This is a genomic window from Curtobacterium sp. MCBA15_004, assembly GCF_001865055.2.
Classification (GTDB): domain Bacteria; phylum Actinomycetota; class Actinomycetes; order Actinomycetales; family Microbacteriaceae; genus Curtobacterium.
Genome location: NZ_CP126266.1, coordinates 1,857,086 through 1,872,704, shown reverse-complemented (window position 1 = coordinate 1,872,704; position 15,619 = coordinate 1,857,086). Strand labels below are relative to the sequence as shown.

The 15,619-nt window shown below is 72.9% G+C and carries 13 protein-coding genes; 12 read left to right on the top strand and 1 reads right to left on the bottom strand.

Annotation, left to right across the window (positions count from 1 at the left end):
- The first annotated feature begins 112 nt into the window (after positions 1-112).
- The 3 genes from QOL16_RS08830 to mshC all read left to right on the top strand — a co-directional run bounded on the left by QOL16_RS08830 (position 113) and on the right by mshC (position 3,562).
- Positions 113-1,429, top strand: a complete 1,317-nt coding sequence (locus QOL16_RS08830) for a M20/M25/M40 family metallo-hydrolase (protein ID WP_071281861.1) — start codon at positions 113-115, stop codon at positions 1,427-1,429.
- 61 nt (positions 1,430-1,490) lie between these two features.
- Positions 1,491-2,321 (top strand): undecaprenyl-diphosphate phosphatase, encoded by an 831-nt coding sequence (locus tag QOL16_RS08825; RefSeq protein ID WP_071281858.1) that lies wholly within the window; start codon positions 1,491-1,493, stop codon positions 2,319-2,321.
- Complete coding sequence (gene mshC / locus QOL16_RS08820) at positions 2,318-3,562, top strand: cysteine--1-D-myo-inosityl 2-amino-2-deoxy-alpha-D-glucopyranoside ligase (protein WP_071281855.1); 1,245 nt, start codon at positions 2,318-2,320, stop codon at positions 3,560-3,562. Before QOL16_RS08825 ends, mshC begins: the two co-directional genes overlap by 4 nt.
- A gap of 158 nt (positions 3,563-3,720) precedes the next feature.
- On the opposite strand, the gene QOL16_RS08815 is transcribed toward mshC, so the two are convergent.
- Complete coding sequence (locus QOL16_RS08815; protein WP_065961678.1) at positions 3,721-4,653, bottom strand: proteasome assembly chaperone family protein; 933 nt, start codon at positions 4,651-4,653, stop codon at positions 3,721-3,723.
- Positions 4,654-4,862: 209 nt separating this feature from the next.
- Between QOL16_RS08815 and QOL16_RS08810 the strand changes: the two genes are divergently transcribed.
- From QOL16_RS08810 to QOL16_RS08770, 9 genes are all read left to right on the top strand, one after another.
- Positions 4,863-5,573, top strand: a complete 711-nt coding sequence (locus QOL16_RS08810; protein WP_254780117.1) for an HAD family phosphatase — start codon at positions 4,863-4,865, stop codon at positions 5,571-5,573.
- 104 nt (positions 5,574-5,677) lie between these two features.
- Positions 5,678-6,826, top strand: a complete 1,149-nt coding sequence (locus QOL16_RS08805; protein ID WP_370692572.1) for a tRNA (adenine-N1)-methyltransferase — start codon at positions 5,678-5,680, stop codon at positions 6,824-6,826.
- 43 nt (positions 6,827-6,869) lie between these two features.
- Positions 6,870-7,793, top strand: coding sequence for an FKBP-type peptidyl-prolyl cis-trans isomerase (locus QOL16_RS08800; protein WP_071281853.1), 924 nt, complete (start codon positions 6,870-6,872; stop codon positions 7,791-7,793).
- Between the two features lie 69 nt (positions 7,794-7,862).
- A complete protein-coding gene (locus tag QOL16_RS08795) occupies positions 7,863-8,921 on the top strand; it encodes a YafY family protein (protein WP_071281850.1) in 1,059 nt (352 codons plus the stop codon).
- A complete protein-coding gene (locus QOL16_RS08790; protein ID WP_065961639.1) occupies positions 8,914-9,885 on the top strand; it encodes a YafY family protein in 972 nt (323 codons plus the stop codon). The genes QOL16_RS08795 and QOL16_RS08790 overlap by 8 nt, the downstream gene beginning before the upstream one ends.
- A gap of 298 nt (positions 9,886-10,183) precedes the next feature.
- Entirely contained in the window at positions 10,184-10,936 is a 753-nt protein-coding gene (tatC, locus tag QOL16_RS08785) for a twin-arginine translocase subunit TatC (protein WP_071247250.1), read from the top strand.
- Positions 10,936-13,377: an RNA helicase gene (locus QOL16_RS08780; RefSeq protein WP_071247093.1), complete on the top strand. Its 2,442-nt coding sequence runs from the start codon at positions 10,936-10,938 to the stop codon at positions 13,375-13,377. The genes tatC and QOL16_RS08780 overlap by 1 nt, the downstream gene beginning before the upstream one ends.
- Before the next feature lie 11 nt (positions 13,378-13,388).
- Positions 13,389-15,053 (top strand): apolipoprotein N-acyltransferase, encoded by a 1,665-nt coding sequence (lnt, locus tag QOL16_RS08775; protein ID WP_254780113.1) that lies wholly within the window; start codon positions 13,389-13,391, stop codon positions 15,051-15,053.
- A gap of 177 nt (positions 15,054-15,230) precedes the next feature.
- Positions 15,231-15,581 (top strand): RNA polymerase-binding protein RbpA, encoded by a 351-nt coding sequence (locus tag QOL16_RS08770; protein WP_071247095.1) that lies wholly within the window; start codon positions 15,231-15,233, stop codon positions 15,579-15,581.
- Positions 15,582-15,619: the final 38 nt, after the last annotated feature.

Genomic DNA, 15,619 nt, shown 5'->3' with positions numbered 1-15,619 from the left:
GCACGGCTCTGAACGCCCGATGAACACGGCTGTACATCCCGGGCGCGTCCTCCCGCGTCACACCCGTGCACGACAGCCCCGGGACCGGACCGACGCCCGGTAGCGTGGGCGCATGAGCGACTCCCGGGCGACCGAGCAGGACCTCGAGGGCACCGCGGCGATCGCCCGTGACCTCATCCGCATCGACACGACGAACTGGGGCGGGGGCAAGTCCCGCGGCGAGACCGAGGCGGCCCACTACGTCGAGGCCGAACTGCGCGCGCTCGGGCTCGAGCCGCAGCTGTTCGAGTCCGAACCCGACCGCGTGAGCGTCGTCGCCCGGGTCCCGGGCCGTGACCGCTCGAAGCCGGCACTCGTCGTCCACGGGCACCTCGACGTCGTTCCGGCCGACCCGGCGAACTGGTCGGTCGACCCGTTCGGCGGCGAGGTCCGTGACGGCTCGCTGTGGGGGCGCGGCGCGGTCGACATGAAGAACATGGACGCGATGATGCTCACCGCCCTCGGGGACGTCGTCGCCCGGCAGGGTGCTCCCGAGCGCGACCTCGTGATCGCGTACTTCGCCGACGAGGAGGCCGGCGGCGTGCTCGGCTCGCACCACGTCGTCGAGCACCACCCCGAGGTCTTCGCCGGCGCGACCGCGGCCATCAGCGAGGTCGGCGGCTACTCGATCACCCTCGGCGACCGGCGCGCCTACCTGCTGCAGACCGGCGAGAAGGCCCTCATGTGGGTCAAGCTCGTCGCGACCGGCACCGCCGCCCACGGCTCGCACGTGATCCGGGACAACGCCGTCACGAAGGTCGCTGCGGCGGTCGCCCGGATCGGCAGCGAGGAGTGGCCCGTCCGGCTGTCCGCGACCACCGACGCGATGGTGGCCGAGATCGCCCGGTTCCTCGGGGTCGACCCGGCCGTCACCGGACCGGACGAGGTCGCGCTCGCCACCGGCTCGGCGTCGCGGTTCATCCACGCGGCCCTGCACACCACCTCGAACCCGACGGTGCTCACGGCCGGGTACAAGCACAACGTGATCCCGGACCGTGCCGAGGCGCTCGTCGACATCCGCTGCCTGCCGGGCGACGAGGAGACGGTGCTCGCCCGCGTGCGGGAGCTCGCCGGCGACGACGTCGAGGTCGTCACCGAGTTCCGCGACGTCGGCCTCGAGCAGGACTTCGGCGGACCGCTCGTCGACGCCGTGCGGGACGTGCTCGAGCGGCGCGACCCGGGCGCCCCCGTGCTGCCGTACCTGCTCTCGGGCGGGACCGACAACAAGGCGCTGTCGACACTCGGCATCGCCGGCTACGGCTTCGTACCGCTGCAGTTGCCGGCCGGGGTCGACTTCCCGGCGATGTTCCACGGCGTCGACGAGCGCGTGCCCCTCGACGCCCTGGCCTTCGGGCGGCGCGTCCTCGGGGACCTGCTCGCCACGTACTGATACATTGCCGGGTCGCCACCGCGGCACCGTCCTGCCTGCCGACCCCTGAAAGGCCCGCACGATGCACATCCTCGAGGCGATCTTCCTCGGCTTCGTGCAGGGGCTCACCGAGTTCCTGCCCGTGTCCTCGAGCGCGCACCTGCGCATCGTGGGCCTGTTCCTGCCCGACGCGAAGGACCCCGGTGCCGCGTTCACCGCCGTCACGCAGCTCGGCACCGAGACCGCGGTGCTCATCTACTTCTGGACGGACATCACCCGGATCATCGGTCGGTGGTTCCGCTCGCTGTTCCGACGCGACGTGCCGAAGGGTGACCCGGACGTCCGGCTCGGCTGGCTGGTGATCCTCGGCACGATCCCGATCGGCGTCGCGGGACTCGTGCTCAAGGACGCGATCGAGACCACCTTCCGCTCGCTCTGGATCGTCGCGGTGGTCCTCATCGTGTTCGGTGTGGTCCTGGGCGTCCTCGACGTGGTCGGGCGCAAGGTCAAGCCGATCGAGCAGATGACCTTCCGCAACGGTCTGCTCATCGGCGTCGCGCAGATGCTCGCGCTCGTCCCCGGCGTCTCGCGTTCGGGTGCCACGGTGTCGATGGGGCTCGCGCTCGGGTACACCCGCCCGGCGGCCGCCCGGTTCGCCTTCCTGCTCGCCGTCCCGGCGGTCTTCCTGTCCGGCTTCTACGAGGCGGCGACGAGCCTCGGCGACACCGGTGCGCCGTTCGGACTCGCCGACACGCTCATCGCCACGGTCGTCGCGTTCGTGGTCGGCTTCGTCGTGATCGCGGCGTTCATGAACTACATCAGCAAGCGCAGCTTCATGCCCTTCGTGGTCTACCGGATCGCACTCGGTATCGTGCTCATCGTGTTGCTGTCGCTCGGAGTGGTCCAGCCGTGAGGGCCTGGGAGGCCCCGTCCGTCCCCGACGTCCCCGGGGAGGGCCCTCGTCCCGTCGTGCACGACACGGCGTCCGGGCACCCGGTGGACCCGACGCACGGTGAGGACCGCGCGGCGCTGTACGTCTGCGGCATCACGCCGTACGACGCGACCCACCTCGGGCACGCCGCGACCTACCTGGCGTTCGACACGCTCGGCCGCGCCTGGCGCGACGCCGGGCTCGAGGTCGAGTACGCCCAGAACACGACCGACGTCGACGACCCGCTGCTCGAACGCGCCGCACGCGACGGCGTCGACTGGCGCGAGCTCGCCGCCTCGCAGATCGACCTGTTCCGCCGCGACATGGAGGCACTCCGCGTCCTGCCGCCGGACGAGTACGTCGCCGTGACGGACGAGGTCGACCGCGTCGCCGAGGCCGTCGCGTTCCTGCAGGAGACCGGCTACGCCTACGAGGTCCCCACCGCCGACGCCGCGGGCGACGACCTGTACTTCGACGTGAACCGCCCGACCGAGGCCTGGTCCCTCGGCGACGAGAGCCGGCTCGACCGCGAGACCATGGCTACCCTGTCGGCCCAGCGCGGCGGCGACCCCGACCGCCCCGGCAAGCGCGATCCGCTCGACCCGCTGCTCTGGCGAGCAGCCCGCGAGGGGGAGCCGAGCTGGGACACCGTCGTCGGTCCCGGCCGCCCCGGCTGGCACATCGAGTGCAGTGTCATCGCCGGCGACCGCCTCGGCCTGCCGATCAGCGTGCAGGGCGGTGGCAGTGACCTGGTCTTCCCGCACCACGAGATGAGCGCCGGACACGCGGCCGCACTCGCGCACCAGCCGCTCGCGAACGCCTTCGTGCACACCGGGATGATCGCCTACCAGGGCGAGAAGATCTCGAAGTCGCTCGGCAACCTCGTCACCGTGCGCGGGCTGCTCGACGACGGCGCCGACCCGCGCGCGATCCGCCTCGCGCTCCTGTCGCACCGGTACTCGGACGACTGGGAGTGGTTCGACGGCGAGCTGTCGAGTGCCACGGCACGCCTCGCGACCTGGGACGCCTGGGCCGGCGGTGCGCCGGCCGGGCACGCGGACGACGCCGCCGACGTGGTGGCGCGGGTCCGCGCGCGCGTGGCCGACGACCTGGACACCCCGGGTGCGGTCGCCGCCGTGGACACCGCGATCGCGGGCGGGACCGCGGTGACGCCCGAGCTCGTCGACCTCGTCGACGCGCTCCTCGGCATCCGCCTGGGCTGACCAGGGGACGGGCGCGCAGCGCACCGGGCCGCCCGTGCGCGGGTGTGCAGGGCGTGCGCCGGGGTGCGCGGCCGGACGCACGCGGGACGCGACCCCACGACGGACGGGAGGCGCGGTGCCAGCTGGCACCGCGCCTCCCGTCCGTGTCGTGGGTGCGTCTACTGCGGCGGCTGCGGCGGACGGAACCCGCCACCGGCCGTGCCGCCGTCCTTGCCGTCCTTGCGCTCGCGTCGGCGGAGGTACTGCTCGAACTCCTGCGCGATCGCGTCGCCCGAGGCCTCGGGGGAGTCGACCGTGTCGCGCGCCTGCTCGAGCTGGCCGATGTAGCTGGCCATGTCCTCGTCGTCGGCGGCGAGGGCGTCGATGCCCTCCTCCCACTCGGTGGCCTCGTCGAGCAGGCTGCCGCGCGGGACGGTCACGTCGGTGAGCTCCTCGATCTTGTCGAGCAGCGAGAGCGTGGCCTTCGGTGAGGGCGAGTTGTGCACGTAGTGCGGCACCGACGCCCAGAGGGACAGCGTCGTGATCCCGGCCCGGTGCACCGCGTCGGCGAGCACGCCGAGGATGCCGGTCGGACCCTCGTACGTCGAGCGGTCGACGTCGAGCGCCGTCCGGACCGCGGCGTCGTCGCTCGACACGAACACCGATATCGGTCGGGTGTGCGGGACGTCGGCGAGCATCGCGCCGACGAAGACGACGGCGTCGATGGCGTGCACGTCGACCAGGTCGACCACCTCGGCGCAGAAGCTCCGCCAGGTGCGCGAGGGCTCGGGGCCGACGAGCACGAAGACGTCGCGGTCGATCTCGGTGCCGGTCGCGGAGACGACGCGTCTGGCGGCGGCGTCCGGGCCCGGGCCGTGCAGGACGATGCGCGGCCAGGTGATCTCGCGGGAACCGTCCTCGGCGGTGCCGACCTCAGGGCGGTTGAACTGGTAGTCCACGTACCGCTCGCCGTCGAACTCGCGCAGCTCCTCGAGGCCCATCGCGTCGACGATCCGTCGCGCGAGGCCGCTGGCCGCCTCTCCGGCGTCGTTCCAGCCCTCGAACGCGACGACGAGCAGTCGTCCGTCGCTGAAGGGGGAGTGCTGTGGCACGGGGGCCTCCTGGGTCGGAGCGGGCACGCGCGGGACGCGCGCGGCCGGACACGGTACGGGTGCTGCGGCGGTGCCGGGACCGTCGCGGTGGTCGTGCCGCGACGGTGCGGACACCGACGCGGTACGGGTACCCAAGGATAGGCCCGACGCCGGTCGGCCCGTCCCGGCGTCCGCGTGCAGCGGAACCCCGCCCGCTAGACTCGTCGCCCGTGACCGCCCAGCACCCCGACCGAGTCCTGCCCGCAGCCGTGCTGTGGGACATGGACGGCACGATCATCGACACCGAGCCGATCTGGCAGCGGTCCCAGGTCGAGCTGACCGCCCGGTACGGCGCCGAGTGGACGCACGAGGACGGGCTGTCGCTCGTCGGCAGCGGCCTCGAGCGCTCCGGTGAGATCCTCCGCGACAAGGGCGTCGACATGGAGGTCGAGGAGATCGTCCAGTGGATGACCGACTACGTGATGGAGCACCTGCTCGCCGGTGAGCTCCCGTGGCGTCCCGGCGCACGCGAGCTCGTCGAGGAGCTGCACGACCGCGGGGTGCCGACCGCGCTCGTGACGATGTCCCGCCGCAAGATGGCCCTCGTCGCCGCCGAGGCCTTCGGTGCCCGCGGCTTCCGGGTCGTCGTGGCCGGGGACGACGTGGACCGGCCGAAGCCCTACCCGGACGCCTACCTGGCCGCCGCCGCGCAGCTCGGCGTCGAGCCGACCGCGTGCGTCGCGATCGAGGACTCGGCCACCGGTGTCGCCGCGGCCGTCGCGTCGGGTGCGGTCACCGTCGCCGTCGAGCACATCGTGCCGCTCTCCGAGATCGACGGCGGCGACGTGCACCTCACCACGCTGCAGGGGGTCGACGTCGACCGGCTCGCCGAGCTGACCGGCCCGGCCCTGACCGCGCGCGCCGCAGCGGTCGCCCGATGACGACCGGGGCCCCGACACCGGGCGGCCGGACCACCACCGGCACCGAGCCCGCCACGGGCACCGAGCCCACCCCCGGCACCGACCCGACGACGGACGAGCACACCATGAGCGACCAGCACCCGACCACCGACGACACGGACGGCACCGGCGACGCGCTGCCGGAGACCGACGCGCAGCCGTTCGCCGCGCAGCCGGCAGCCCCGGTCCCGGCCGACCTGCCGCACACTGCCGGCGGCGCCCCGCACACCCCGCCCCGCGGACCGTTCCGCGCGGGCGACCGCGTGCAGCTGACCGGGCCGAAGGGCAAGCTCACGACCCTGTCGCTCGAGACCGCCGGCGAGTACCACACCCACCGCGGCGTCCTGCGGCACGACGACGTCATCGGGCAGCCGGACGGCTCCGTCATCCGCGCGAGCACCGGGGACGAGTACCTCGCGCTCCGACCGCTGCTCAACGACTACGTCATGTCGATGCCGCGCGGCGCCGCGATCGTCTACCCGAAGGACGCCGCCCAGATCGTGGCCTTCGCCGACGTGTTCCCCGGCGCTCGCGTGGTCGAGGCCGGCGTGGGGTCCGGCGCGCTGTCGCTGTTCCTGCTCCGCGCGATCGGACCGACCGGCCGCCTGCAGTCGTTCGAGCGTCGCGCCGAGTTCGCCGCGATCGCCCAGGGCAACGTCGGCACGTTCCTCGGTGCGGTCCCGGACAACTGGTCGGTGACGGTCGGCGACCTCGTCGAGGCGCTGCCCGAGGCCACCGAGCCGCAGAGCATCGACCGCGTCGTGCTCGACATGCTCGCGCCGTGGGAGTGCGTCGACGCCGCAGCCGACGCCCTCGTGCCCGGCGGCCTGGTCGTCTGCTACGTCGCGACCGTCACGCAGCTGTCCCGCACGGCCGAGGCGCTCCGTGACACCGGACGCTTCACCGATCCGCAGTCGAGCGAGACCCTGGTGCGCACCTGGCACGTCGAGGGCCTCGCCGTCCGCCCCGACCACCGGATGGTCGGCCACACCGGCTTCCTCGTCACCGCCCGACGACTCGCCGACGGCGTCGTGCTGCCCAACCTGAAGCGTCGCGCAGGCAAGACGGAGTTCTCGGACGAGGACGTCGAGGCCTGGACCCCCGGCGCCGTGGGGGAGCGCTCCGCGAGCGACAAGAAGCTGCGCAAGGTCGCCCGCCAGGCCGCCGCGCAGGCCCGCAAGGTCGCCGCCGCCGAGGCCTCGGACGCAGCCGGGACCGACGAGGGCGACCGGTAGGCTACGCACCGTGCCCGTCCTGCATCGAACGGAAAGAGGGTCCGTGCGCACCATCCCCGCACTCCTGGTCACCATCGGCCTCGCAGCCTCCCTCACCGGCTGCGCCGCGAGCGGAGCCGGCACCGCCGCCTCCGACTGCGCGACGCCGGGTGCAGCATCGCGCGCCGTGACCGCATCCGGCGCGTTCGGCAAGGAGCCGAAGGTCTCGGTTCCCGCCGGCCTCACGACGACCGGCACGCAGGTCTCGGTGCTCCGCTCGGGCGAGGGACGCCAGGTCGAGGCGGGCACCCCGGTCGTCCTCGACTACACGCTCGTCGACGGCGCCACCGGCAAGGCCGTGCAGTCGAGCGGCTACACCGGCCCCTCGGAGCCGATCGTCGCCGGCGCCGCGAAGTCCGGCCCACTCGGCAAGGCCGTCGAGTGCGCGCACGTGGGTGACCGGCTCGCGGTCGCGATCCCGAAGAGCTCCCTCACGCAGGGCGGGGCCACCGGCAGCGAGTCGCGTCGCAGCGACGACGCCGTCGTCCTCGTGATCGACGTCGAGCGCGCCTTCGACTCGCGTGCCACCGGGACCCCGCAGCTCGCGGGCGACGGGATGCCCGCGGTCGTGCTCGCGCCGTCCGGCCAGCCCGGCATCACGATCCCGTCCTGGAGCGCGCCCGCGAACGACCAGCAGCACCTGCTCCGCAAGGGGTCCGGCGCCGAGCTCACCGAGCGCGACACCGTGGTGCTGAAGTACACCGCGGTGTCGTGGCCGCAGGGCGGCGGGACCTCGACGGTCCTCAGCTCCAACTGGTCCGACGGCGACGGCCCGCTCACCCTGCCGCTCGCGAAGGGCCAGCTCGCGGACGGCGTCCGGGACGCCATCGTCGACCACCACGTGGGCGACCAGGTGCTCGCGGTCGTGCACCAGCAGAGTGGTCCCGCGGTCTACGTGATCGACATCGTCGGCCGGATCGCCGGCTGACCGACAGCCCTCCACCGACGGCAGCGCGGGTGCACTCCGGTGCACCCGCGCTGCCGTAGGATCGGGCTCGTGCCAGCGACCCGAGCTCCCCGCGTGCCCGCCGAGGAGCGGCTCTTCAGCCTCGTGCTGGCACTGCTCTCGACCGAGTCGGGGCTGACGAAGGCCGAGATCCTGGCCAACGTCCAGGGCTACCGGCAGCGGTTCACCCCCGGCGGCGACAACGCCTCGCTCGAGCGGCAGTTCGAGCGTGACAAGGACGACGTCCGCGAGCTCGGCATCCCGCTCGAGACGATCGAGACGCCCGGTGCAGCCGGGAACAACCAGACGCTGCGCTACCGGATCCCCAAGGGCGAGTACGACCTGCCGCTCGACGTCCGGTTCACGCCCGACGAGTCCGCGCTGCTCTCCCTGGCCGCGATGGCGTGGCGTGAGGGCGCGCTGTCCGCCGACTCCCGCCGTGCCCTGCTCAAGGTCCGCTCCGCCGGCGCCGACGAGGACCCGGCCGGTCCGCTCGGCACCGCCGCGTACGCCCCGCGCCTCCGCACGCGTGACACGGCCTTCGAGCCGCTGCGATCGGCGCTCGACCGGGCCGCTGCGGTCCGCTTCGACTACATCACCCCGGGCGAGCACGAGCCCCGGCAGCGCGACGTCGCACCGCTCGCGCTCGTGCAGCACGGCGGCCGCTGGATGCTCGCGGCCCACGAGTTCGCGACCGACAGCGTGAAGAACTACCTGCTCTCGCGCATCGTCGGACCGGTCACCGCGCACCACGCCGGTCAGCACCCCGCGCCGGCCGGGGCGGGGGAGCGCGCCCTCGCGGAACTCGACCGCATCTGGTCGGAGCGCACGGCCCGCATCGCCGTCGCGCCCGGCTCGGACGCCGAACGGCGACTCCGACGGCGCCGCGGGACCGAGGTCGACGGCGAGGGCGTCCTGCTCGTGCACCACGTCGACCCGCACATCCTCGCCGAGGAACTCGCCGCCTTCGGCCCCGAGGTCCGCGTCCTCGAACCCGCCGCCCTGCGCGAGCGCGTGGTCGCCCGGCTCCGGGCACTGGTCGCCGACCACACCGACGCAGCCGGCACCGCCGGCACCGCCGACACCACCGGGGGAGACGACCGTGGCTGACCAGCACCCGCTGCAGGCGCAGGACAAGCTCGCGTTCCTGCTCGTCCTCGTCCCGTACCTCATCGACCACGAACGCGTCTCGGTGCGCGAGGCCGCGCGGCACTTCGGTGTCCCCGAGCAGCGCATCCGCCGCGCGGTCGAGCTCATCGCGGTCTCGGGCGTGCCCGGCGAGACGATGCAGTACCAGCACGGCGACCTGTTCGACATCGCGTGGGACGACTTCGAGCAGAACGACATGATCGTCCTGACGAACCTCGTCGCGATCGACGACGCGCCCCGGCTCTCGGCACGCGAGGCGTCGGCGCTCATCGCCGGTCTGCAGTACCTGTCCGCCCTGCCCGAGGCAGCCGACCGCGACGCGATCCACGCCCTGATGGCCAAGCTCTCCCGCGGTGCCGGCGGAGCGGCGTCCAACGTCGCCGTCGGGCAGGACCTGCACGACGCGACCCTCGCGACCGTGCGCCGCGCGATGTCGGACTGCCGCGGCCTGACGTTCGAGTACGCCGGCCCGCGCACCCGCGGCGGCACCCGCCACGTGGACCCGCTGCGCGTCGAGTCGATCGACACCGACTGGTACCTCCGCGCCTGGGACCTCGACCGCCAGGCGATCCGCACGTTCCGCTTCGACCGCATGTCCGACGTCCGGGTCGACGAGCGCGCGGCCGAGAAGTCGCTCGCCGACGTCACGCTGCCCGACACGCTGTTCCAGCAGTCGAGCCAGGACGTCATCGTCACGGTCGAGCTCGACTGCTCGTCCCTGCCCCTGGTCGCCGACTTCCTCGCCGACACCGCGGACGACGAGGACGCCGACGGCCGGGTGCGCATCCGGCTCGCGGCCTCGAACGGCTTCGACGGCGTGGTCCGGCTCGTGGCCGGTCTGCCGGGTCGCGCGGTCGTCATCCACCCGCCCGCCGCGCGCGCGGCGGTGCGCGCGTTCGCCGAGGCGGCCCTCGCCGCCGAGTAGCGGCCGACCCCGTCGGCGCCGCGGGGCGACGGCCCGCGGCACGCGCTCCGGACCGGACCCGCAGCCGGACGGGAGGCGCGTGCCGGGCCCGCCACGCGCCTCCCGTCCGCGCGTCCTGGACGGGAGGTCCGTGGCGGCCCCGCACCGCGCCTCCCGTCCGCCTCGACGCCCCCTGGGCGTCCGCCCGGCCACGGCCGTCCTGTCGGTCCCCGTCCCGTAGGATCGGTCCATGGCTTCGACGACCGCGAGCGGGCAGGCGAAGCGGCCCGGGCGTCCGAAGAAGGACACCGAGGGTCGCATGTCGCTCGGGCAGCACCTCATCGAGCTGCGCAACCGACTGTTCAAGGCCGTCGTCGCGGTCGCCGTGTGCGCGATCGGCGGCTGGTTCCTCACCCCGTTCGTGCTCGACGCGCTCCGCGCCCCGGTCACGCAGCTGGCGAAGGTCGGCGGCCACACCGCCGAGCTGAACTTCCCGATGATCACGGGTGCGTTCGACCTCAAGCTGCAGATCGCGATCACGATCGGCATCGTGATCTCGAGCCCGGTCTGGCTGTACCAGCTGTGGGCGTTCATCGTCCCCGCACTCGTGCGACGCGAGAAGCAGTACGTGTTCGGGTTCCTCGGCACCGCGATCCCGCTGTTCTTCGCCGGCTGCTGGTTCGGGTGGTACATCCTGCCGCACGTGGTCGGCATCCTCGGCAGCTTCGTGTCGTCGTCGGACACGTCGATCGTCGACGCGAAGGCGTACTACGACTTCGTCATCAAGCTGATCGTCGCGGTCGGCATCGCCTTCGTGCTGCCGGTCTTCCTCGTCCTGCTCAACTTCGTCGGCGTGCTGTCCGCCGCGTCGATCATCAAGTCCTGGCGCGTCGCGATCCTCTGCATCCTCGTGTTCTGCGCGATCGTGACCCCGTCGGCCGACGTCGTCTCGATGTTCCTGCTCGCGGTGCCGATGGTCGTGCTGTACGTGGCCGCGTGTGCGATCACCTGGCTGCACGACCGCCGCGCCGCGAAGCGCCAGGCGAAGCTCGACGCGGAGTACGGAGCCTGATGTCCACCCAGCTGAGTCCCGCCGAACGGTTCGCCGCCGCGAAGTCCCGCAGCCGCTCACGCAACCTCGAGTTGTTCCGCACCGACCTGCGGTTCGACCTCGACCCGTTCCAGACCGCGGCGTGCGACGCCCTCGACCAGGGCCGGAGCGTGCTGGTCGCGGCTCCGACCGGCGCGGGCAAGACCATCGTGGCCGAGTTCGCCATCTGGCTGGCGATGCGGCAGCCCACCGCGAAGGTCTTCTACACGACGCCGATGAAGGCGCTGAGCAACCAGAAGTACGCCGAGCTCGTGCAGGCCTACGGCGAGTCCGAGGTCGGGCTCCTCACCGGTGACACCAACGTGAACCCGCGGGCGCGCGTCGTCGTGATGACGACCGAGGTGCTCCGGAACATGATCTACGCCGGGTCCGACCTGCTCGACGACCTCGCGTGGGTCGTGCTCGACGAAGTCCACTACCTCGCCGACCGGTTCCGCGGGGCGGTGTGGGAAGAGGTGATCCTGCACCTGCCGACCGAGGTACGACTCGTCTCGCTCAGCGCGACGGTCTCGAACGCCGAGGAGTTCGGCGACTGGCTGCAGACCGTCCGCGGCGACACCGACGTCATCGTGTCCGAGGAGCGTCCGGTCCCGCTCGAGCAGCACGTGCTCGTCGGGTCGAAGATGGTCGACCTGTTCGACTCGAGCGGTGCGGCGGCGACGAACCGCGTCAACCCCGAGCTGCTCCGCATGGTCGGGGGAGCGGCGCGCAGCGAGCGGCACGGCGGCGGTCAGCGCGGGCGACGCGGCCGCGGCGGGTACCCGGAGCGCCGGGGTCCACGCACCGAGAAGATGTTCCGCGAGCAGATCGCCCGCGTGCTCGACGAGCGGATGCTGCTGCCCGCGATCTTCTTCGTGTTCAGCCGCAACGGCTGCGACCAGGGCGTCCGCCAGGTCCTGCGGTCCGGGGTGTCGTTCACGACGGCGCAGGAGCGCAACGAGATCCGCGAGACCGCGGAGTACCACTGCCGCACGCTGCTCGACGAGGACCTCGCCGTGCTCGGGTACTGGGAGTGGCTCGAGGGCCTCGAGCGGGGCGTCGCCGCCCACCATGCCGGGCTCCTGCCGGCGTTCAAGGAGGTCGTCGAGGACCTGTTCCGCCGCAAGCTCCTCAAGGTCGTGTTCGCGACCGAGACCCTGGCGCTCGGCGTGAACATGCCCGCGCGCACCGTCGTCCTCGAGAAGCTCGAGAAGTTCAACGGCGAGGCCCGCGTGCCGATCACGCCGGGGGAGTACACGCAGCTCACGGGTCGTGCCGGGCGCCGCGGGATCGACGTCGAGGGCCACTCGGTCATCCAGTGGTCGGACGGCCTCGACCCGCAGGCCGTGGCGTCGCTCGCGAGCCGTCGCACCTACCCGCTGAACTCGTCGTTCAAGCCGACGTACAACATGGCCGTCAACCTCATCGACCAGTTCGGCCGGCAGCGCACGCGCGAGGTCCTCGAGACGTCGTTCGCGCAGTTCCAGGCCGACCGTTCGGTCGTCGACCTCGCGCGCAAGGTCCGGTCGCAGCAGGAGTCGCTCGACGGCTACCAGCAGGCCATGCAGTGCCACCTCGGCGACTTCACCGAGTACGCCGCCCTGCGCCGACGCCTGTCGGACCTCGAACGCACCAACGTGCCGGGCGGCCGCGAGGCGTCGCACGGCGCGAAGCAGGAGCGCCAGGCCGCGATCACCGAGGTGCGTCGCCAGATGCAGCGCCACCCCTGCCACGCCTGCCCGGACCGCGAGGCGCACGCCCGCTGGGCCGAGCGCTGGTACAAGCTCAAGCGCTCGCACGACAAGCTCGTGCAGCAGATCCGGTCGCGCACGGGTGCCGTCGCGACGACGTTCGACCGCGTCACCGACGTCCTGCTCCAGCTCGGCTACCTGGTCGACACCGGGAACGGCGAGGCCACGGTCGCCGCGGGCGGGCGACGCCTGCAGCGGATCTACGGCGAGCGGGACCTGCTCGTCGCCGAGTGCCTCGAGGCCGGGGTCTGGAAGGACCTCACGCCCGCACAGCTCGCGGCGATGGCGTCGACGATCGTCTACCAGCCCCGGAGGGAGGACGCCCCCGGCACCGAGCACGCCCTGCCCCGCGGCGCGTTCCGCCCGGCGCTCGACGAGACCCTGACGATCTGGGCGCGGCTCGACGACGTCGAGCGCGACGCCCGCCTGGCCGGCTCGCAGCCGCCCACCCCGGCGATGTCGGTCGGGATGTTCCGCTGGGCGTCGGGCACCTCGCTCGACGACGTCCTGCGCACGCTCGACATGCCCGCCGGTGACTTCGTCCGCTGGTCGAAGCAGGTCATCGACCTCCTCGACCAGGTCCGGAACGCCGGCGACGAGGAACTCGCCCAGACCGCGCGGCGCGCGACGGACGCGGTGCGCCGCGGCATCGTCGCGTACGCGACGGTCTGACGGGAGGCACGGTGCCGGCTCCCGAGATCGCGGTGCGTCCGTCGCGCGGCGGCGTCCCGTCGTCCGTCCCCGCCCGGGCAGGTCACCGGCCGTCGTGGCGCCCGGCCGGACCGCGTCCGGTCGGCACCGGTGCGTCCGAGTTCGCGGCGCTGCCGCTCCGGAGCGCGTTCCCGCTCGCCGTCGTCGGCGGGCTGCTCTTCGCCCTGTCCTTCCCGTCGCCCGGCTGGTGGTTCCTCGCGTACCCGGCGATGGCGTGCATGCTGCTCGCGGCGATGGGACAGCGGGCCCGCCGAGCCGCGTGGCTCGGCTACGTCGCCGGGGCCGCGTTCTGGTTGCCGGCGATCTCGTGGGCCGGCCGGTACCTCGGCCCGGTGCCCTGGCTCGCGCTGGCGCTGTTCGAGGCCGCGTACTTCGCCCTGGGCAGCGTCGCGATCGCGCTCGCGTACCGCTGGGTCGCGCGCGTGTTCCCGTCGACCGCCTGGCGGGTGTGGGGGCTGCCGGCCGTCGTCGCGGGACTGTGGACCGGGCGTGAGTGGTTCTCCGGCAGTTGGCCGTACGAGGGCTTCGCGTGGGGGCGGGTCGGGCTGTCGCAGTCGCAGGGGCCGTTCACGCACCTGGCCGCCTACGTCGGGGTGCTCGGGGTGACGTTCGTCGTCGTCTACTGCGTGGCCGTCGTGCTGTCGCTCGCCCTGGTCGTCCCGCGGGCACCGGGTGCCGTGCTGCGGCTGCCGGTCCGCATCGCCACCGCCGGGCTGCTCGTCGCGGTCGTCCTCGCGGTCCCGGCGTGGCCCACCCGCGTCGACGGGAGCATCCGCGTGGAGGCCGTGCAGGGCAACGGACCCGCGGGCTACTTCGACCGGGCGCAGCCGGGCGAGGTGCTCGCCGACCAGGTCGCCGCGACCGACGTCGACGCGAAGGGTGTGGACCTGGTCGTCTGGCCCGAGGCGGCGGCGGAGGCCGACCCGCGCGTCCAGCCGGTCGTCGCGCAGGCGCTCGACAGCGTCGTGTCGAGCGTCGGAGCGCCCATCGTGGCGGGGGCGATCACCCGGACGTCGACGGGCGTGCTGCACAACACGTCGTTCGTGTGGACCGCCGACGGATGGCAGTCGTCCTACGACAAGAAGCGTCCGGTGCCGTTCGGCGAGTACGTCCCGGACCGCTGGTTCTTCTCGAAGCTCGCACCGTCGCTCATCGGGCTGCTCCAACGCGACTACACGCCGGGCACGAAGCCGAACGTCCTCGACGTCGCCGGGGTGCGGGCCGGCATCGCGGTCTGCTTCGACATCGTCGACGACGGTCTGACGAACGACATGGCGCGCGGGGGAGCGCAGGTGATCCTCGCGCAGACGAACAACGCCGACTTCTCCGGCACCGACGAGAACCTGCAGCAGCTCGAGATCGCCAGGTTGCGTGCCGTCGAGACCGGTCGCTCGCTCGTGAACATCTCCACGGTCGGGGCGTCGCAGGTGATCGACCCGACCGGACGCACGATCGACCGGGTCCCCGCGTACACCGCGACGTCGATGGTGACCGACGTGCCGCTCGGCACCGGGACGACGCCGGCGACCGTCGCGTCCGGCTCGGTCACCCTGGTGGTCTCGCTCGGCGCGCTGCTCGCGCTCCTCGCGTGCGCGCCGTGGTCGCCACGCCGCCGGTCGACCACCGTCCGGCCCTGACCACCTCGACCGCCGCCCGGCCCTGACGACGTCCGCACGCGCCGTCGGGTCGACGCTGCGCGGGCTCGGAAGCCCGCCGTGACCACCCACTGGGAACGGTCTGTGAATGCGCCCCACCGGGATTGATGCTGCGTGGGACAGTGTTGGGGAGGGCAGACGAGCGAGAGGAGCACACACATGGCTGATCGGAGTCTCCGCGGCATGCGGCTCGGGAGCCAGAGTCTCCAGAGCGAAGAGGGCGTCGAGCTCTCGGACCGCAAGCGTGCGGTCTACCAGACCGAGTCGGGCGAGACGTTCGACATCGTGTTCTCGGCCGACGCGGACGTCCCCGCGAACTGGTCCGAGCCCCGTTCCGGACGTGAGGGTCGGCTCCTCGGCGACGACGGGATCCCCGTCGAGGTCGCGGCCGAGGACGTCAAGGCGCCGAGGACCCACTGGGACATGCTGCTCGAGCGGCGGTCCCGCGAGGAGCTCGAGGAACTCCTGCAGGAACGCCTGCAGGTCCTCCGGGCCCGACGCGGCGCCTGACCGCACCACACACGACGACGCCCGTCCCGGATCGATCC

Excerpts from the sequence above, each read along its gene's own strand:
- tatC (WP_071247250.1), top strand. The coding sequence starts at position 10,184 with ATGTCGCTCGGGCAGCACCTCATCGAGCTGCGCAACCGACTGTTCAAG.
- QOL16_RS08830 (WP_071281861.1), top strand. The coding sequence starts at position 113 with ATGAGCGACTCCCGGGCGACCGAGCAGGACCTCGAGGGCACCGCGGCG.
- QOL16_RS08805 (WP_370692572.1), top strand. The coding sequence starts at position 5,678 with ATGAGCGACCAGCACCCGACCACCGACGACACGGACGGCACCGGCGAC.
- QOL16_RS08825 (WP_071281858.1), top strand. The coding sequence starts at position 1,491 with ATGCACATCCTCGAGGCGATCTTCCTCGGCTTCGTGCAGGGGCTCACC.
- QOL16_RS08770 (WP_071247095.1), top strand. The coding sequence starts at position 15,231 with ATGGCTGATCGGAGTCTCCGCGGCATGCGGCTCGGGAGCCAGAGTCTC.
- QOL16_RS08780 (WP_071247093.1), top strand. The coding sequence starts at position 10,936 with ATGTCCACCCAGCTGAGTCCCGCCGAACGGTTCGCCGCCGCGAAGTCC.